15 protein-coding genes and 1 tRNA gene are annotated in these 19,157 nt (G+C 64.1%); 10 read left to right on the top strand and 6 right to left on the bottom strand.

The genetic code is table 11. The features are described 5' to 3' along the window. Positions 1-174 precede the first annotated feature (174 nt). The 3 genes from G7Y50_RS00525 to G7Y50_RS00515 all read right to left on the bottom strand — a co-directional run bounded on the left by G7Y50_RS00525 (position 175) and on the right by G7Y50_RS00515 (position 3,634). On the bottom strand, positions 175-513 hold the full coding sequence (locus tag G7Y50_RS00525) for a 4Fe-4S dicluster domain-containing protein (protein ID WP_165047201.1): 339 nt from the start codon (positions 511-513) through the stop codon (positions 175-177). Next, complete coding sequence (locus tag G7Y50_RS00520; protein WP_165047199.1) at positions 506-2,788, bottom strand: molybdopterin-dependent oxidoreductase; 2,283 nt, start codon at positions 2,786-2,788, stop codon at positions 506-508. The genes G7Y50_RS00525 and G7Y50_RS00520 overlap by 8 nt, the downstream gene beginning before the upstream one ends. A gap of 336 nt (positions 2,789-3,124) precedes the next feature. Continuing rightward, the gene (locus G7Y50_RS00515) at positions 3,125-3,634 is read right to left on the bottom strand and encodes a hypothetical protein (RefSeq protein WP_165047197.1); all 510 of its coding nucleotides are present in this window, start codon (positions 3,632-3,634) and stop codon (positions 3,125-3,127) included. 388 nt (positions 3,635-4,022) lie between these two features. On the opposite strand from G7Y50_RS00515, the gene G7Y50_RS00510 reads away from it, so the two are divergent. Further along, positions 4,023-5,582: an SLC13 family permease gene (locus tag G7Y50_RS00510; RefSeq protein WP_165047195.1), complete on the top strand. Its 1,560-nt coding sequence runs from the start codon at positions 4,023-4,025 to the stop codon at positions 5,580-5,582. A gap of 104 nt (positions 5,583-5,686) precedes the next feature. Further along, the gene (locus G7Y50_RS00505) at positions 5,687-6,448 is read left to right on the top strand and encodes a nitroreductase family protein (RefSeq protein WP_165047193.1); all 762 of its coding nucleotides are present in this window, start codon (positions 5,687-5,689) and stop codon (positions 6,446-6,448) included. 136 nt (positions 6,449-6,584) lie between these two features. Here G7Y50_RS00505 and G7Y50_RS00500 read toward each other — a convergent pair whose 3' ends face one another. Further along, positions 6,585-8,153: a helix-turn-helix transcriptional regulator gene (locus G7Y50_RS00500; protein WP_165047191.1), complete on the bottom strand. Its 1,569-nt coding sequence runs from the start codon at positions 8,151-8,153 to the stop codon at positions 6,585-6,587. A 527-nt stretch (positions 8,154-8,680) separates the two neighbouring features. On the opposite strand from G7Y50_RS00500, the gene G7Y50_RS00495 reads away from it, so the two are divergent. The 5 genes from G7Y50_RS00495 (at position 8,681) to G7Y50_RS00475 (ending at position 11,628) form a co-directional block, all read left to right on the top strand. Then, on the top strand, positions 8,681-10,102 hold the full coding sequence (locus G7Y50_RS00495; RefSeq protein WP_165047189.1) for a UbiD family decarboxylase: 1,422 nt from the start codon (positions 8,681-8,683) through the stop codon (positions 10,100-10,102). 15 nt (positions 10,103-10,117) lie between these two features. Continuing rightward, complete coding sequence (locus G7Y50_RS00490) at positions 10,118-10,324, top strand: non-oxidative hydroxyarylic acid decarboxylases subunit D (protein ID WP_165047186.1); 207 nt, start codon at positions 10,118-10,120, stop codon at positions 10,322-10,324. 117 nt (positions 10,325-10,441) lie between these two features. Continuing rightward, complete coding sequence (locus tag G7Y50_RS00485) at positions 10,442-11,020, top strand: UbiX family flavin prenyltransferase (protein ID WP_165047184.1); 579 nt, start codon at positions 10,442-10,444, stop codon at positions 11,018-11,020. A 1-nt stretch (position 11,021) separates the two neighbouring features. Then, entirely contained in the window at positions 11,022-11,252 is a 231-nt protein-coding gene (locus tag G7Y50_RS00480) for a hypothetical protein (protein WP_165047182.1), read from the top strand. Between the two features lies 1 nt (position 11,253). Beyond that, entirely contained in the window at positions 11,254-11,628 is a 375-nt protein-coding gene (locus tag G7Y50_RS00475) for a hypothetical protein (protein WP_165056899.1), read from the top strand. A gap of 862 nt (positions 11,629-12,490) precedes the next feature. Here G7Y50_RS00475 and G7Y50_RS00470 read toward each other — a convergent pair. Continuing rightward, entirely contained in the window at positions 12,491-13,705 is a 1,215-nt protein-coding gene (locus G7Y50_RS00470) for a Fic family protein (protein ID WP_165047178.1), read from the bottom strand. A gap of 304 nt (positions 13,706-14,009) precedes the next feature. Then, positions 14,010-14,093: transfer RNA gene (locus G7Y50_RS00465), tRNA-Leu, on the bottom strand. A gap of 351 nt (positions 14,094-14,444) precedes the next feature. Here G7Y50_RS00465 and G7Y50_RS00460 point away from each other — a divergent pair. The 3 genes from G7Y50_RS00460 (at position 14,445) to G7Y50_RS00450 (ending at position 19,151) form a co-directional block, all read left to right on the top strand. Next, positions 14,445-15,851 (top strand): Sapep family Mn(2+)-dependent dipeptidase, encoded by a 1,407-nt coding sequence (locus G7Y50_RS00460; protein ID WP_165047176.1) that lies wholly within the window; start codon positions 14,445-14,447, stop codon positions 15,849-15,851. A gap of 442 nt (positions 15,852-16,293) precedes the next feature. Beyond that, positions 16,294-17,007, top strand: a complete 714-nt coding sequence (locus G7Y50_RS00455) for a LytTR family DNA-binding domain-containing protein (protein WP_165047174.1) — start codon at positions 16,294-16,296, stop codon at positions 17,005-17,007. 260 nt (positions 17,008-17,267) lie between these two features. Then, the gene (locus G7Y50_RS00450) at positions 17,268-19,151 is read left to right on the top strand and encodes a glucose-6-phosphate isomerase (RefSeq protein ID WP_165047172.1); all 1,884 of its coding nucleotides are present in this window, start codon (positions 17,268-17,270) and stop codon (positions 19,149-19,151) included. Positions 19,152-19,157: the final 6 nt, after the last annotated feature.

Here is a 19,157-nt window from a genome sequence, read left to right as displayed (position 1 = left end):
CCGGCGCTGAGCGCGGGCGGGCGCTGTTTGCGAAAAGCAGGCGGAAGCTCGACAAGGGAGGGGATGGGCGACCGCCTGCTCCTCAACGCTCGGCTGATGCTGCCTGAGCGAGCAGGGGACCTCTGCTGCCCGAGCGGCTGCTCGAGTGAGAAGGGGCCCCTGCTACCAGAACAGCTACCTGAGCGAGTAGAGGACCTGCTTGGGCTTGGCGGCAAGATCGGCCTGCAGCTCGTCGAGCTCGCCGTACTTCATGATCGCCGCCTGGCAGTGGTGCACGCAGGTGGGGAGCTTGCCCTTCCCTTGGCGCTCGGCGCACAGGTTGCACTGGTCGGTGAACACCGGCATGTTGATCCACACCCAGTTGTCCTCGCCCTCGGAGACCTGGTAGGGCCCGGCTTGGACCACCATGATGCCGTTCTCCCCCTTCGGGAAGTCGTGCTCGACGCGACACGCCATCTCGCAGGCGCGGCAGCCGGAGCACCACTCGTAGTCGACCAAAATTCCCTTAGGCATGCTGCTCACCTTCCTCGAGCTTGTAGATCTTGCAGATAAGCGCCTTGTAGTCGGCGCCGAACCCGGAGTCGCCGGGATGGTGGACGAGAAGGTTGTTGATGTTGAGCTTCTCGATGCCGTACAGGTCGTTGGGATCGCCCTCGGGGCGCCACCACGCGTGGTCGGCGCTCAGGATGCCGGGCTTGATGGTGGGGACGACCTTCACCTTGCTCTGGGCCTTGCCGATGGAGTTCTCCAGCCACACCCAGTCGCCGTCCTTGACGCCGTACTTCTCGGCGGTCTCGGGGTTGATCTCGACGCGCGGGTCGGGGTTCATGTCGCGCAGGCGGCCCGGATGCCGGTGCTCCGAGTGGAACATGGCCGCGTTGCGGGCGCCGGTGATGAGGATCAGCGGGTACTTCTCGAACTCCTCGGGGGTGGAGATGGGCGAGAAGGTCGGCTCCTCGTAGTAGGGCATGGGGTTGATCCGGCAGGCCTGCTCGAAGAAGTTCGAGTAGAGCTCGAGGCGTCCCGTCGCGGTCATGAAGCCCGGCTGGCCGTCGGGGCGCATGAGGCCCTTCTCATGCTTCTTGTACGTGAAGGGGAGGAACCCGGGCGAGACCTCCTGGAGGTCCTTGAAGGTCAGGTCGCGGCCGCCCTCGACGCACATGGCGCCGAACATCTCCTCGACGGTGTCCCACGGGAACGCGGCGGGGTTCAGGCGACGGCCGATCTCGAGGACGATCTCGGGGTCGGACTTGCTTTCGCCGATGGCGTCGCACGCCTTGTTGATGGCCTCGGCGCGCTGCATGCCGCAGCCGGCGACGATGCCGTTGCGCTCGGGGTAGGTCTGCGCGGGGAGGACCAGGTCGCACAGGGCCTGCACCGACGGCGTCATGAACAGCTCGTTCGCGAGGATGAAGTCGACCGTCTCGTAGGCCTTCTTCACGCGCTGGGGCTCGGCGGAGGTGCAGGTCAGGATGTTGGTCTGCATGAACCAGCAGGCGCGCGGCTTGTAGGGGATGCCCGTCTCGATGGCCTTGAGCACCTCCTCGGTGGAGGCGAGCTGCACGCCGAACGAGAGCAGCGGGTACTTGTCGATGCCCAGGCGGGCCTTGGCGGCCTTCTCGGTGACCCACTCGTTGCCGGAGGACTGGTCGGGGAGCAGGAAGGTGACGACGGGGGTCATGCCGCCGGGGATGTCCACGTAGCCGCAGATCTGGTAGATGGCGCTGACGGCGTGCGCGGCGGGGATGCCCACGCGGGACATGTCGATGGCCAAGCCCATCTGGATGGCGCCGGGGCCGTTGGTCGCGAACATGCGGGCGGCGGCGCGGATCTTCTCGGGGTCGACCCAGCAGATCTCGGCCACCTTGTCGACGGGGTACTCCTGGACGCGCTCGCGCAGGGCCTCGAAGCCGTAGGTCCAGCGGTCGACGAAGTCATGGTCGTAGAGGTCCTCGTTGATGATCACGTTGAGCATGCCGAGGGCGAGCGCCGCGTCGGTCTCGGGGCGGATCTGCAGGACGATGTCCGCCTTGGTCGCGAGCCACGTGATGCGCGGGTCGACCACGATGAGCTTGCTCCCGCGCTTGAGGATGTCGGTGAACCAGTGGCCGTAGAAGCCGTCGGCGTTCGCGACGACGGGGTTGTTGCCCCACAGGATGACGGTCTCGGGCCTGCGCCACTCGGGGTTCTCGTAGCGGTCGGGGAACTGCTGGGAGCAGTCCATGACGTAGAAGCCGCCCGCGGTGGCGAAGCCGGCGGCCATGCGCGGGATCCAGCAGGACTGGCCGTCGAGCGCGTAGCAGTAGTTCGAGCTGCCGTAGGCGTAGCAGATGCGGGTGAGGTAGGCGCTGATGTCGCGGCCGGTGCCCTGGTAGAAGCACACGGTCTCGGGCCCGTAGGTCTCCTTGATCTCGGTCAGCTTGGTGACCACGATGTCGATGGCCTCGTCCCAGCTGATGCGCTCCCACGCGTCGGGGTTGCCGCGCTGGTCGCGGGCGCGCTTCATGGGGTACTTCAGGCGGTACTCGCTGTTGACGACCTCGGGAAGGTTCAGGCATCGGACGCAGAGGCGGCCCTGGTTGTAGGGGTTCTCGGGGTCGCCCTCGACCTTGACGAGCTTGCCGTCCTTGTCGGTGTACATGAGCACGCCGCAGCCGTCATGGCAGCCGGGGCCCGACCAGCCGCTGCCGCGCGTGACGGTGAGGTCGCCCTCCTGCCACTGGTGCTCCTTGTGCACGTGAGGAACCTGAATGATGTCTTCCTTCTTGGTCAATGGCCTTCCAGACATTACAGACCTCTCCTTTCTCTCAGGATTCTCTCGAGGATCAGCCGCCGCGCTTCGTGGCAAGGAGGTTTTCGCTCCGCACGTTGCGAGGGCCTGAAGAGCGCCGACCGAAGGCTTCCGGCCGGCACCTGTCTTTCGCGAACATGCAGATCCGTCGGCTTCAAGCGAAGATCCTCGACCCAAGAATAGGAGCCAGGGCTCGTGAGCGCATCAGCGGTAAGCCGCCAAACCGCCTGGGCGCGCATCGTGGAAAACACCTGATATGGCGCTTCAAAGGTGGTGCATGGGCAAAGAAACACCAGGTCAGAGACTTAAAGGCGCATCATCGAAGAAGAGCGCTCACGCCTGCCGGGGCAGAAGCTCCCCGCACTTGAGCTTCAGGGTCTCAGGGAAGGGGACTCCGATGGTCTGCTCGTCCGTGGTGACGAGGATGATGCGCTCGCCAACCTTGCAGTCCATGTACGTGGTGACGTCCGACTCGATCCACTGCCCTCTGCACCGGATCTGGTAGGCGGGAGTGGAGGAGCTGATGTCGAGAAGGTCGCGGCGGTACTTGTTCTCGAGCTTCCCGACGACCCATTGGAAGTCCCCGTCGGCGATGCTGCTCGACACCTCGAGGCAGCGCTTGTCGCGAGACGTCATGACGAGGACGATCGCGATGGAGAACGCGGCGGCGGCCAGCAGGGCGTAGCTTTCGCCGGAGAGCGCGCAGAGCACGGCGGCGAAGATGAAGGTGGCGGCGATGTACTTCACGCTGTTCTTGCGGTTGGCGGTCACCCTGCCTCGGATCGCTTCCTCGAGAACGTCTTTGCCCGGGCAGTCCGCCCCGCTGTTCCAATGCTCTTTCATGGGAGCCTCCTTCTGAGAAGACGCTGCGGGTCGCTGCGGGCGCCTGCGCTCGACGGCTTGGCGTCCGCATGACGCATGCAAAATAACTCATTGCCCGCCGTGGATCATCACTGACGGCACCTGAAACAGATGGGGGATTGCACCTGATGTCCGCTTCGCGGCGCCTCATGGGGGAAGTGCGCCAACTTCATGGGCGCCTCTTCGAGGTATCAGGGCATTCGGGTGATGGAGCGCCCCTTCGCATTTCCTAGAGTTCAAGGTGCGGTTGGTTTTCCTGGGGGAGGGGAGGATGGTCGCGGTGCTTGGGCCTGGCGCGCCCTCATCCGAGCTTTCCCTTGAGGCCAATCGATGTAGCGACTCGCTTTCAACCTAAGGAAAAGGAGGGAAAATGAAGGACGAGAGCTCTGCTGCGACAGCGACTGCTGCTCCAGCAACTGCGCTGCCAGCGCAGGAGAAGCCGAAGGAGGCCGCGGCCCCTTCTGGAAAAGGTCCCGGAAAGCCTGGTGGAGGAGGGCCGGGAGGGCGTCCGAAGAAGAAGCCCCTGAGCACGCCGTTTGAGATCTTCGGGTTCGTGCTCGGCATCGTCGTTCTCATCGCCGTCTGGTTCGCGCCGCCGGTGCTGGGCCTCGAGGCGAACGGCATGCACATGCTCGCCGTGTTCGCGCTCTGCCTGATCTTCTGGATCTTCAACCCCATCCCCGCCGAGCTGACGGGCATGCTGATGATGTTCTTGCCCGTCATCCTGGGCATCGTGAAGCTGCAAGTGGGCGTGAGCGGCTTCCAGTCCTCGACGACCTGGTTCTTGGTCGGCGGCCTGATCATCGGGCGCATGATCGCCACGTCGGGCCTCGACAAGAGGATCACCCTGACCATCGTCAAGCTCTTCGGCGGCAAGTCGCTCAGCATCTGGAAGGTCGTCATCTGCGTCATCGTGCTGGCGTTCCTGCTCACGCTCGTCGTGCCTTCCGGCACGGTGCTGTCCCTGCTCCTCGGCGCGCAGGTCTACCCGCTCATCAAGCTGTACGGCGTGGACGAGAAGAGCAACGTGGCCAAGATGCTCATGCTGACGGTTCCGATCTTCGTGCTGCTCTGCGGCAACGAGTCGATGTCGGGGTCTTCGCACAACCTGGTTCTGCTCGGCTGCCTCGAAGACGCGGGCATCGGCATCAGCTGGCTCGGCTGGTTCCTGGCGATCCTCCCGGACACCATCATCGTCTCCGTGATCGTGCTCGTCTCCTACAAGGTGTTCCTGAAGCCTGAGAAGACCACCATCGAGGGCGGTCGCGAGGAGATCATCCGACAGCTCAAGGACATGGGCAAGTTCAGCGCTGACGAGAAGAAGGCTTGCATCCTCTTCCTCGTGGCGCTCGTCCTGTGGGTGACCAACGCCTTCACGCACATCCACGTTGCCATCACGGCCCTCGGCGTGGCCATCGTCGCCATGCTGCCGCGCATCGGCTGCCTCGAGTTCCGCGACACGATCAAGAAGATCAACTGGCCCATCATCCTGTTCGTGGGCGCCGTCCTCGGCATCCCGAGCATGATGGAGGCCGTCGGGATGAACGAGGCGTTCACGACGCTGTTCAACAGCATGATGCCGTTCTTCAGCGGCTCGCTCGGCTTCGTCATCTTCCTGTGGCTGCTTGCCCAGATCACCGCTTGGCTCGGCCTCGCGATCGGCTCGCCGCTGCTGTTCGTCCCGTTCATGTTCCCCATCGCGTCCGGTCTGGGCCTGCCCCCCGTGTACGCGGCTCTTCTCCAGGGGTACATGCAGCCGACGGTCATGTACTACCATGCGCCCGCCCCGCTCGTCTGCGCGGACTACGGGTGCTACACCCAGGGCGACTACATCAAGTACCAGCTCATCGTCGTGGTCGGCAAGGTGATCGCCACGCCGATCCTGTTCTACCTGTGGTGGCCGTTCCTCGTCAGCGTGGGCATTCTGTAGCTGGCGCCTATCGGCTCGCACGTTGTCGGCATAGTCAGGCGCGCTTCGACGCGCGCCTGACGGCAAGATCCGTTGCGTAAGGCGACGGAAGGAAAGGGAAAGATATGGAACCTGTTGAGACTCCGCATACCTATGATGCGCTCATGCAGACGCTTAACTGGCGTCGAAGCATCCGCAAGTTCACCGACGAGCCCGTGTCTGACGAAGATCTGCTCAAGATCGTTGACGCAGCGCGCCTTGCGATGTCCGGTGCGAATTCCCAGCCGTGGGAGTTCATCATCATCAAGGACAAGGAGACCATGCGCAAGCTCCGCGAGGTGTACGTCAGCGACGACTACCAGTTCACGTACTGGCTTGAGCAGCAGCGCGATCCGGAGTACCGGCATCCCTACTTCAACTACCCGCCCGAGGAGATCGAGGAGCAGATGGTGCGTGCGACGGGGTGGGCTGACGCCCCTGCCATGATCGCGATCTGCTACGACCCGCGCAAGCAGTTCGGGTCCGTCCTGTCGGCGCGCGCCAACCTGGCGGACGGAAGCGTGAGCGTCCTGTCGTGCTCCATGGGCCACGTGTCCATGCTCACGCAGCTCGCAGCCGCGTCCCTGGGGCTCAGCTCCGCGCGCATCGACACGAACTCCCAAGACGGATACCGGAAGGTGCTGGACATCCCGGAGCCGGTTCGCCTGTACACCATGGTTCCCGTGGGGCATCGCGCGTACCAGCCCGGTCCGCCGCGGCGCTTCCCCCTCGAGGACCTCGTTCACTACGAGAAGTACGACCATGCGAAGCTCATGAAGGGCGAGCAGTTCCTCGAGCACCTCAAGAAGATTCGCGGTCAGGGCAAGGGGAACTACGGCAAGAGGTAGTTCTCAAGAGGTAGTTCTCGCCGGCCTTTGAGGCTCGTTGGGGGGAGGGCGATGCGCCGAGCTGCGCATCGCCCTTTTTTGCGCGCCTTGATTTTACGTGCCTTGGGCCCTAGGCCTTCGGCGCGCGGCCGGGCGGTCAGAGCACCGGCGGCTGGTCCTTCGTCGCGACGAGCTCCTGTACCTCGATGTGCTCCTGCTCGATGAAGTCCATGATCTCCTGGCGAGAGTGAACCCCGCACTTGCGGTAGATGTGGGAGATGTGGGAGTCGACGGTGTGGGGAGATATGACGAGCCTCTCTTGGATCAGCTTGTTCGACCGCCCCTTCGCAAGTAGGAAGAAGACCTCAGTCTCGCGTGCCGTCAGCTTGTAGCGGGTGGCGACTCGCCGGACCTTCTCCTGGAAGATCTCCTCCGACGAGGGGAGGACGACGGTTTCCCGGGGAGCGTCGGCGGGCGCGCCCTTCGCGCCCTCTTCGCCTTGGTCCAGGTCGATCCTGTATCCGAACAGGACCTCCTCGCGCAGAAGCGTCGAGGTGATGACGATGAACGCCAGGGCGGAGCCGAGGCAGAGGAACGCGAAGAGGTCCTTGTCCTTGAACAGCTCGAACGCGGCCAGAAGGCCTCCCATGACGCCGCCTGCCGCCATGCCGACGTTCTGGAAGAGGCGTCCGAGCAGCAGCGAGCCGAACGTGGACTGCCCGTTTCGCTGCGCCACGGCGGCGATGAGCATGATCGATATGATGTTGAAGCACTGGAACCCGAGCGTCCCTATGAGCCCGGCTGCGATGAGGGACGAGCCCGAGGCGAACGGGAAGATGAACAGGGAGAGGGCTATGGTCGGGAGGATGAACCGGTAGAGCTTGATGTAGGACGCCCTGCTGGAGGAGAGCCACGAGAACGCGAAGAGCGCCGTCCCTACGATGCCGGGGGCGAGGAGCATGAAGCCCCCGCTTGACTCGATTCCCAAGCCACGGCGCGTCTCCAAGGGCTCGACCAGCGCATAGTCGATCAACGCGTAGATTGCGATGGCTGCGAAGAGGCCCAGGGCGTTCTTGGCGATGGTCTTGCCCTCGCTCGCGGCGTCGTGCGTCTGGGAGGCCGTCTCGCTGCGGCCGAGGCTTCGGTCGGCTTGGACGGAGAGGGCTGCCGCGCCTAGGGGAAGGGCGGGCGCGATGGTGATGGCGATGACGGCGGGCAGGTTGCAGAGCAGAAAGACGACGGCTGCGCTGATGAGCAGCGAGCCGGAGAGGTACAGGCAGAGCTCCTGCGTGTTCGCGACGCAGTAGATCCTCATCCAGAGGAATATGATCAGCGCGCTGGCAACGCCCCATGCCAGCCAGCCGAGGACGCTCGCCGCCGTTCCGAGAATGCCGCTCAGGTTGCCGCCAGCTGCGATGAGCAGCGTGGAGAGCACGCCGAGCAGGCTTCCGAGGAGGCAGAGCCTCTGGCCGTCTTCGGGAGACGCAGCGGCTTTCCTGAAGAGGAGGTACAGGGCGAGGATGACGATCGTTTGGCAGATGATCCCGACTAAGCGAAGCGTGATGAAAGGCGCGCCGTCAAGTCCCGAGAGCGGAGTCAGGATAGCCGTCTTGTGCAGCATCGCGAACCAAGCTTGGTAGAAGCCGAATCCGACAAGGCAGAAAGAGAGCCTTGGCCCTGCCGTCCTTTCCTCGGGCGGATTCAAGCGCTGTTCGTTTGTTCTCATGCTCGCTCCCCCCCCCCTTTTTTTTGCGTGCGCATGAGCTCATTATGCTAAGCATCGAGAGCCGCGAGACCTTGCGTCCCCCGACGCTCTATGTCATAGGTGAAGAAACCGTCAACGAGGCAGGCGGTTAATGGGTGACGGATGTCTTCTGGATGTTGTCAAGCGTCAAGGCGTGAAGCCTGAGGGGGCGCGGAATGCGCGCCATTACTTATTATAAACGGGAAGAGGCCTCTTCGCGAGGGGGTCCGATCTCCCAAATGACCAGGTCAAAGGCATAGCATGATAAATCAGGTGTTTTACGCCATGGCGTTTGCGGGCATTTCGAGCAAGATGCACGATGCGGCCCAAGCGACGGGGCTTTAACTTGGGTTGCGTGCGGAGCGGGCAGCGTCGCAGCGTCTTCCGATTGATGAGTGACAAGCTCAACGATCGGCGGGCCGCTTTCGCCATGCCTCCGCCTCTCTGCACGGCAGCATGTCGGAGGCAGCTTGTCTCCCAGATACCACAGGCGACAAAGGAGGTTGCATATGGGAATAGTCGACTTGCGCGGGCTCATCCAGGCGCTTGAGGCGAAGAACCAGGTCGTGCACGTCTGCGACGAGATTGACGTCGAGCCGGATGCGGCGCAGTTCGCGAAGGCGGCGCTGGCTGACCCCGAAGCGGGGCCGGCGCTCGTGTTCGAGAACATGAGGGGCTTCAAGGGTCAGCGCATGGTGATGAACACGCTGGCCAGCTGGAAGAACTGGGCGACGGCCTTCGACGTCGACGAGAACACGACGGTCTATGAGAAGTACAAGATCATGGAGAAGCGCTGGCCGAAGTGCAGCCGCGGTCGCGTGAAGTTCATCGACAACGCTCCTTGCCAGGAAGAGGTCATCGAGGGCGACGACGTCAACTTGTACGACTTCCCCGTGTTCCGCTCGAACGTCGGCGACGGAGGGTTCTACATCGCGAAGCCGGCGATCGTGACGGTTGACCGCGATGATCCCGAGAACCTCGACCTGACGAACATCGGCATGTACCGCGTCCAGGTCCAAGAGCGCAACATGTGCGGCCTCCAGGTGATGTTCGACCACGACGGGGCCTCGCATCTGCGCAAGTACGAGGCTGCCGGCGAGAACATGCCCATCGCGATATGCGTCGGCGCGCCGCCCGCCGTGTCGTCCCTTGCCTGCATCCCGCTGAACCCGGACCAGTCCGAGTTCAAGTATGCCGCAGGCCTGCAGGGCTCCATGCTGAAGCTGGCGAAGACGAGCGCAGGGCTTCCGGTGCCCGCCTACAGCGAGTACGTGCTCGAGGGCGAGGTCCTGTGCGGGGTGCGTGAGCCCGAGGGGCCGTTCGGCGAGTTCCCCGGTACCTACTCGGGCGTCAGGAACCAGTGCCGCGTGAAGATCACGCGCATAACGCATCGCAAGGACCCCATCTGGGAGGAGCTGTACCTGGGCGACGGCCATGCCGAGGGGAACTGCATGTCGAACCTCATCACGTGCATCTCCAACACGGAGGCCATCCGCGAGCGCATGCCGAACGAGATCGTCGCCGTGAACGCCATGGTCGCCCACGGCATGGTGCTCATCATCGCGGCGAAGAACCGCTTCGGGAACTTCGCGAAGGCCGTCGCGTACAACGCGGCGTCGTCCTCGGCCGGCCTCGGCCACGGCAAGATCATCATCGTGGTCGACCCTTGGGTGGACCCCTTCGACTACGAGCAGGTGTTCACCAAGATGGCGTTTAGGGTTCGCCCCGACAAGGACATCATCATCGCGCCTTACGACATCGGAATGGGCCTCGATCCCAGCAACGACCCCGTCGGCGTCTCGGGTCGCGTGATGATCGACGCGACGACCCCGGTTCATCCCGACCACATGAGGGACGTGCAGCAGATCGAGATCGACACGACGGAGAAGGCGGCCCTGCTCAAGGAGCTTCTGGCGGGGCTCCGCGGGTAAGGAAGGGAGACCTGAATGAAGTGCTTGCGTTGCGGTAACGACACCGCGGAGAAAGTAGCCGACGCGCCTGACGGAAGCGGCGCCTGGGAAGTCTACGCATGCTCGACGTGCCACTACAACTGGCGAACGAGCGAGCAGGACTACATATTGGATCCCGCGAAGAGGGATCCGCGGTTCCAGATGACGAACGAGGACATCGCGCATCTGGGGCGCTTCGTGTAGGCGAGGCGCTTGAGGTTGACGCGCCTGCGCCCGTGGACTCTGCTGTGAGCGGGGTTCGCGGGCGCAGGGGCTTGAGCGAGACCGCAGGTGAGGCGATGTGGAAAAGGGAGGTGCTGCATGAGGATCATCGTCGGCATCACGGGGGCGACCGGGGTTTGCATGGGGTACCGGCTCCTCCAGGCCTTGAGGCAGTTTCCCGAGGTGGAGAGCCATCTGGTGGTCAGCGAGGGCGCCAAGGTGACCCTTGCCTTGGAGAGCGGCATCTCGTACGAGGAGCTGTGCGGGGCGGCTGACGTCGTATACGACAACGGCAACCTGGGCGCGAGCATCTCGAGCGGCTCGTACAAGACGGACGGGATGGTCGTCGTTCCCTGCAGCATGAAGACCCTCTCGGCCATCGCGTGCGGATACGCCGAGAATCTCATCGTGCGGTCTGCGGACGTCTGCCTCAAGGAGAACCGCAAGGTGATCCTGGTCCCGCGCGAGATGCCCCTCGGGAAGGTGCATTGCAGAAACCTGCTCTCAGCTGCCGAGCTGGGCTGCACGATCATACCCCCCATGCTCACCTTCTACAGCAGCTACCCGACGGCGGTCGATCAGGTCGACCACGTCATCGGGAAGATCCTCATGCAGTTCGACCTTGACTACGATCGTTTCCAGCCGTGGGAGGGCGTGACGAAGGGGGGCGAGAAGTAGCGTGTGCCTGTTTTGCATGGGGTGCGGCCGCTGCGGAAAGCCGCTGTCGCCTGAGATGCAGGCGTTCTACGACGCGCCTCGGAAGTGCCTGTTCTGCGGGGCCGTCCTTGAGAAGGGGGCGAGCGTCTGCAGCGCGTGCGGCGCGAAGGCGCCTGCTGCGGCAGGCGCGTCATCGCGCGGGAGCGCGGGCTTGGGCGACCAGGAGTCTCTAACGGTAAGCGGGGGCGAGTGACATGGCCTGCGTTGAAGTTGGCGAAGGGTCCTTGAGGGTCAGGCTCGAGGTTGCGGAGACGAGGGGACGTGGCCTGTGCGCGTTCCTCTCAGGCGGCGACGAGCCCCATGTGGGGGGCGTGGCCGTTGCGGTGCCCCGACCGCGCTCAAATGGAGACGGGCTGACGTGCGACGTGTCCCAGATTTGCGTTCCCGGGCATAAGGATGTCCTGGCAGCCGCGTCGGTTGCGACCGCCCTCGCCCTGGGGACGGGGGAGGTGGCGTCCGTCACGGCGGGCATCCACGTAAACGACGCCGCACCTGAGGACATAGAACTCGTCATGGGGAACGTGAAGAAGGCGGCGAGCATCTGGCTCGACTCCCGCAAGCTCCCATAGGCCGGCTCCTGTAGCATGCCATAGGTCGACTCCCGCAAGCTCCCCTAGGCCGACTCCTGCAGCGCGTCATAGGTCGACCCCGCAGCCTGCGCGCCCTTCGATGCTCTTGAATCCTTTCAAGCAGGCCACTCCGCAAAGTCGAGGGGCCGCTGGAAGCCGATGCAGCCTCTTCGCATCCTTGAGACCCGAGTGACCGACAACGCCCTTTTTGCATCCACAGTTTTGAAAACATGGATGGAAAACGCCCGTTATCGGCGGTTCGAGTCCCGAAAATCACCGACAACGGCGCTTTTGCATCCACTTTTTCCAAGAAATCGCCGATAACGGCCTCATTTCATCCAGGATCACTTGAGGGGTGGATGGAAAAGGGTCGTTGTCGGTAACGTTGCCGGCGACCGACAGGCGAGGTGATGCAGAACTCCCAGGCATGGGCGGCGTCCTCCTTCGTCAGCTCGGGATGGCGCTCCGTCACCCTGTCCAGCACGAACACCCTGTCCAATGTTAGCCCTATCTGCGGTAGCCCTATTCGGTATTACCTCATCGTAGCACGATCGTTGCGTCGGTTTCTGCCAGAGCGGGCAGGACAGCAAAGCGCCCGCCGGCGCTGAGCGTGGGCGGGCGATTGTGCATCTGGCCGCATTCCCTCCGCCTAGCGCGGTCGGCAAGAGCATTCCAGAAAGTTAAAATCGGCTCAAGCTCCCGGAACGGTTTTCCTTGTCTGAGGCGCGATGCGGCTCATCATGCGTGTAGATCATGCTCTAGATGATGTTCCGCTTTCTCGACCAGTCCCTACGGCCTGCTCTCCAAAGCGGAATCGCCAAACACCAACAATGAGCACGCTACCCTTCTCTCTGCTGGGGGGTTACTTCGATTCCGATTTCGCCAGCAGGGATTTCACATCGAGTCGGTAATATGTTTTGACGCCGACTTTCTCGGAGACCACAAGGCCTTGCCTTTTGAGCGGTTCCATCCTCTTGTAGACCGTTTGCCTCGAGATGCCGAAGTCTTTGCCGAGGTCGACTGCCGTCGTCCCGTAGTCGGCGAACAGGGCCGCTGCGCAGAGGGCACTTGCCATGCGGAGCGTTTCCTCGCGCTCGTCGAGCATCGCCTTCCGAAGGGCTTCCTCGCATCTCTCGAGGCGCGTTTTTCTGTCGGCCAGCGAGTCGCGCATGCTTCTCATGGCGTCGACGACAAGATCGGAGAAGGCGATAACGAAGGGCGTCACGTCGCCTTTGTTCAGCTTGTGCTCGCAGGTTGAGTAAGCCTTGTAGTATTTTCTGATGCCCTGCTTCACGGAATAGGAGAGCCTGAGCCCTACGAGCGGCTCGAAGTGTTGTGAGAGCATGGAGCTGCTGATGAAGCGATTGGTTCGCCCATTGCCGTCGTAGAAGGGGTGGATGTAGCCGAAGAGGAAGTGAAACGCCGACAGGCGCGCGAGGAGGGGGATATCCTCGCTGTGCAGCATCAGAAGCGCTTCGTCCAGACAGGCTTTTATCCTGCTCTCTGGCTCGATGCCCTGATGTATGGGAATTCCCGTTGCGTCGCATACGCTGACGGAGCCTTTGCGGAAGAGGTCGCCGTCGGGAGCGTTGCCTGCGTCGGCGGCGAGCACCTCGTCGAGGACGAGGTCGTCGTAGATGGCGCGGATGTCTTCGCACGAGCTGACGGGGATTTCGCGTCTGCCGGCGAGCATCAGGTACTTTTGCACGAGGCCATTGAATCGCCCGCGTTTGTCGTTCTGCTTGAGCCTCTCGAGCACTTCGCCGATTTCCCGACGTGTCGAATTCACCCCCTCGATCTCGTTGGTGAGAACAATCTCGTCGATGAGGCATGAGTTCATGTAGTCGCCTATGGCCTTCGGGGGAAGCGAGTGAATGAGCTTGTATATCTCCTTGTCGAGGCGAGCGGCCTCAACTTCGTTTCGATAAGCCTCGCTCGGGATGAGGAAGAAGGCGGGGTCGCCCGACACGTTCATGCTGACCTTGACGGCCTCTTCAGAAGAGAAGCGCATCGTGTACGTCTCTTCGTAGCGAACGAAGTCAATGTGAAAGATCTTCTTCAAAGGAGTGTAGGCCATGGCTTTCCCAGATTTCGTTATGCGACTCGACACAATAACTTGAGCTAAAAGTAAGTCGAGTCTCGACAGGTTTACGTGAAAAATGAAAAACTGAGTTAAAAAACCATTCATTTTCGACAGTGTTTTGCCGAAAATGAGGAACCAAGTTAAATCTCGACAGGGTTTGCACGGGTAAGTGCAGACATGCGGACCTTGATGTGGGGCAGGACGTTGAAGCGGCTCGAGTTAGTCAGCGGCAGGTTGGATGCGGCTGGGAGGCTTTCGCTTGGCGGCATGTTGCGTGGGATTGCGAAGAAGAAGAAGATGGTGCCCGGGGTGGGATTCGAACCCACACACCTTTCGGCATCGGTTTTTGAGACCGACGTGTCTGCCGTTCCACCACCCGGGCGCATCGACCCAGTATAGCGGAACGGCTGCGCAGCGTCGAGGGCTCGACGTGATTCCGGGTGAAAAACAATTCCCTGTTCTGCGTGCTTTTTCGGCGCCGAGCCGCCATAATGGAGGGTAGCGCTTATGACGCGACATCTTGGCGCAGCGCTTCGCTGCACCTGGCGCAGCACCTTGCTGCAAACGCTCCACCGCAATGCCCTGACGGGGCGCTCACCTGCAACGCCTGACGTGACGTCCCGCCAACGTTCTGCCACGCGCTCTACCGACGCTCTGCCGACGCTCCATCGCACCGCCCATCGCACCGCCCGACGCGCCATCCTGACGCAACCCTCCGACGAAAGGAAAGCCCATGGAACGCAACGACGTCATGACCGCCGCCGATAAGTACGTGGAAGAGAACTGGCCTACCATGCTCGAGGACATCACCACGCTGGTGCGCATCCCGAGCTTCGAGGACCTCGGCGCCGCGGCTCCCGGCGCGCCCTTCGGGCCGGGCCCGCGCGCCGCGCTCGACGCGGTGCTCGGCATCGCCTCGGACATGGGGTTTGCGACGAGTGACGTCGACGGCTACATGGGCTTCGCTGACCTCGAGGGCACGGCCGGCACGCAGATCGGCATCATCGGGCACATGGACGTGGTGCCGGCGGGCCCGGGCTGGAGCTTCGAGCCCTACGACGTCACGGTCAAGGAGGGCTGCCTCGTGGGGCGCGGCGTGCTCGACGACAAGGGCCCCTCGGTGGTGGCGCTGCACGCCATGCGCTTCCTCGCGGGCCTCGGCCTGCCGCTGCGCCACACGGTGCGCTTCCTCTTCGGCGCGAACGAGGAGTCGGGCATGGGCGACGTCCCCTACTACCGTGCGCGCTACGCCGACCCGACGTTCCTGTTCACGCCTGACGCGGAGTTCCCCGTGTGCTACGGCGAGAAGGGCGGCTTCGACGCGCGCATCACGAGCGCGCCGCTCGGCGACGGCGCCATCGTGGAGTTCGAGGGCGGGGCGGCCACCAACGCGGTGCCGGGGCAGGCGCACGCGGTGGTGCGGGCGGACGCGGCGAGCCTGCCTCCCGCCGAGCGGCTGACCGTGACGCCGGCGGGCCCGGGCCTCACGCGCATCGAGGCCGCGGGCAAGAGCGCGCACGCGGCCATGCCCGAGACCGGCGTGAACGCGATCGCGCTCATCGTGGACTACCTGCTCGAAAACGCGCTGTGCAACGAGGCTGAGCGCGCCTTCCTCGCCTTCGACCAGCGACTCCTTAGCGCCACCGACGGCTCGGGCGTGGGCATCGCAACGTCCGACGACTACTTCGGCCCGCTCACGGTGATCGGCGGCACCATCGCGCTTTCCGACGGGCGCCTCGTGCAGACGATGGACTCCCGCTTCCCCACGTCGATCACGCCCGAGGGGATCACGGCGGCGCTGACGGCGCTCACCGACCCCATCGGCGCTGAGTTCGAGCGGACCCTGCTCATGGAGCCGTTCCTCGTGGAGCCCGACACGCCCGAGATCCAGGCGCTGCTCGCCGCGTACAACGACGTGACCGGCGAGTCGCGCGAGGCGTTCACCATCGGTGGCGGCACGTACGCGCGCGAGTTCACGCGCGGCGCGAGCTTCGGCCCCGAGATGCCGTGGCTCGAGATGCCCGCGTGGGCCGGCGGCATACACGGCCCCGACGAGACCGTGAGCATCGCGCAGCTCCAGACCGCGTTCAAGATCTACGCGCTGGCGCTGTTCGACCTGCAGCAGCTCGACCTCGGGTAGCGCAGCGCGAGCGGGCGCGGCGAACGGAAACGTGCGGCGGGCGCAGGCGCGCTGGGAGGCGAGTGCGGCGGGCGCAAGCGCACGGCGGGCGCGCCAGCCTCCCACCCCCGGTTCGCCCGTGTCATCCTGAGCGGAGCGCCCGCAGGGCGCGAAGTCGAAGGATCTGGTCGCAAGCCAGGACGCCCCAGCGGCGCCCGCCCGCGCGACGCCCCAGCGGCGCCCGCCCGCGCAGCCCCGCCGCGTCCGCGTCCCGCAAGCGGGCGCGGCGAACGGCGGGCATTCGGAAGCGAGCGGGCGCATTCTCTCCGCGAGCGGCGTCTGCGCTCGTTTGCCGATCATCAAAATAACTACACATATCGCCATGCTTTTTCGGCGAAAGGCGCCGTTCTGCTCTATAATACGGGAGAAGTTTTACATTCCCGTACCGTGTTTGGAGGCAAACGTGCTCAAGGCAATCATCGTTGACGACGAGGCGCCTGCGCGCTCAGAGCTCCGCTTCCTCTTAGATGAAGTCGGCCAGGTCGAAGTGGTCGCCGAGGCGGCCAGCGTTCGCGAGGCCATCGAGAAGCTGAAAGAATACCCCTGTGATGTCATGTTCCTCGACGTGAACATGCCCGAGGCAACCGGCCTGCAGCTGGCCGAGGCGCTGCGTCACCTCAAGTTCCCCCCGGCGGTCGTGTTCGTGACGGCGTACAGCGAGCACGCGCTCGACGCGTTCAAGGTGAACGCCATCGACTACCTGGTGAAGCCCGTCGAGACCGAGCGCCTGGCGCAGGCCATCACGCGCGTGCGCGAGCAGGTGTCGCTGCACATGCAGGCGCAGAAGTCCGAGCGCATCCCGGTTGAGAAGGGCGGCAAGAAGATCCTCATCGGCATCGACAAGATCCGCTTCGTCATGGCGCGCGACGACTACGCGTACCTGCAGACCGACACCGACCGCTACTTCTCCACGGTGAGCCTGGCGCAGCTGGAGAAGCGCCTGGACGGCCACGGGTTCTTCCGCGTGCACCGCGGGTATCTGGTGAACCTGTCCTTGGTCGAGGAGATCGAGTCGGTCTCCGGTGGCACGCTGCTGCTCACTCTGAACGGCGTGGAGGAGAAGATCCCCGTGTCCCGCCGCCGCGTGAGCGCCCTCAAGAAGGCCCTCGGGCTGTAGGGCTGTAAAGCCGCGAAGCCGCGGAGACGGCGCGCGAACCGCAAGGGGCCGCGAGGACGGTAGCGAACAACCGAAAAAACGACATCACGTGATGAGAGGCGGCCAGCTGGCCGCCTCTCGTTTCACAGAAACGCCACACGCGGAGCGGGAAATAGGCTGCGTGCAGGTACTTTGCTAGAATGTTCGCAATTCCATAGTTGGACTTTTTGCGCCTCTTGCCGGGAAGCGGGGGAGAGGGGCGCCTCGAGAAGAAGGAACCTATGATTTCCGGAGAAATGGAGAAGCTCTATCCGTCAGCGAAGACGCTGGTGAAAGAGTGCGTGGCGAGTCGCATCTTCGCGAAGGACGCCACGCTGTACGACTTTTCTGAGCAGGCGCAGAAGTGCGCCGAGAACTTCATGGGCTGGGCCGACCTGGCGAGCCATCCGCAGTGCTCCATCGACGAGATCCAGTTGTTTGCCGACGAGGTGGTCGCCGACGGGTACGACACGGTGGTGCTCATCGGGCAGGGCGGCTCCACGCAGGCGCCCATGACCATCACCAAGTACAACAAGCAGGACTCCAACCGCGTCAAGTTCCGCACGCTCGACTCCGACTCGCCGGTGCGCATGCGCGAGCTGCTCTCGGCGTGCAACCCCGCCACCACGCTGGTCGTGATCTCGTCGAAGAGCGGCGGCACCATCGAGCCGCGCCTGCTCGCCTGCGCGCTGCGCGAGAGCTTCGCCAAGGAGATCGGCGCGGAGGCGGTGGCGAAGAACTTGGTCGCCATCACGGACCCGGGCTCTGACCTGGAGAAGCAGGCGAAGGCTGAGGGCTGGCGCGCGGTGTTCTCCGGCGAGCCCACCGTGGGCGGGCGCTTCTCGGCGCTCTCCGTGTTCGGGCTTCTGCCGGCAGCGCTCGCGGGCATCAACCTCGACGCGTTCATCGAGCACGCCGTGGAGGCCGAGCAGCGCTGCAGCGAGGACGCCATCGACAACCCGGCCATCAACCTGGCGGCGTTTCTGTACGACAACTACCATGCGGGGCGCAACAAGTTCTCGTTCCTCACGCCGAAGCGCGGGCGCGTGCTCGGCCTGTGGATCGAGCAGCTGGTCGCCGAGTCGGTGGGCAAGGAGGGCCAGGGCATCCTGCCCAACATCGAGATCGACTCGCTGCTTCTGACCGAGGACCCGGGCGACCGCAGCGTCATCATGTACCAGACCAAGACCGACCTGTGGGACGAGCGCCGCAACTTCGAGATGAGCCTCGCCTACGTGGACTCGTCCATCCCGCGCCAGAACTACCGCATCGACTCGGTGGAGGAGCTCGCGGAGCACTTCGTCATGTGGGAGTACGCCATCGCCATGTGCGGCTACCTCATGAAGGTGTGCCCGTTCGACCAGCCTGACGTGGCGTCGGCGAAGGCCGTGGTGCTCGACATCCTGCGCGAGGGCCAGCCTGCGCCCGACTACGAGGAGAACTTCACCGACGAGATCCACATGGGCACCGTCGAGGTGCGCCAGGCGCCGATGTTCGAGGGCTGCGATGACATGCGCTCGAGCCTCTACGCGCTGCTCTCGTCGGTCCAGCCGGGCGACTTCTTCGCGCTGAACGCGTTTCTGCCGTTCACGGGCGAGGGGCGCCGCGAGGCGCTCGAGTCCATCCGCCACGGCGTGGCCGAGGCGTTCGGCGTGGTGTCGTGCCTGGAGGTGGGCCCGCGCTACCTGCACTCTACCGGCCAGCTGCAGAAGGGCGGTCCGAACTGCGGCGTGTTTCTGATCCTGTCGGCTGACGAGCTCAAGGACATCCCGCTGCCGCGCGAGGCCGAGTCGCTCGGCGCGCTTGCGAAGGCGCAGGCGTCGGGAGACCTGATCACGCTGGCGAACCGCGGGCGCCGCTGCGTGCATCTGCACCTGCCCGACAACTCGGGCGTGACGCTGCGCATGCTCGCGCAGGTGGTGCACGAGACGATCACCGAGATCATGGCCGACCGCGCGCTGGCCGAGGAGGCCGCGGCCGCAGAGGACCGTGAGGCCGAGGAGGCGGGGGCTGCCGAGGCCGCGGCTGCGGCAGCGGCTGCTGCGGCGGTTGCGGCGGGCGCCGAGGCGCATGAGGTCGAGGGCGTGACCGCCGTGGTGACCCCCGCGCCTGCGGAGGCCGAGTAGCGCGCG

Source organism: Adlercreutzia sp. ZJ176, from assembly GCF_011038975.1.
Classification (GTDB): domain Bacteria; phylum Actinomycetota; class Coriobacteriia; order Coriobacteriales; family Eggerthellaceae; genus CAAEEV01.
Note: the sequence above shows the minus strand (reverse complement) of the source record. Positions and strands in the feature narration are given on the sequence as shown.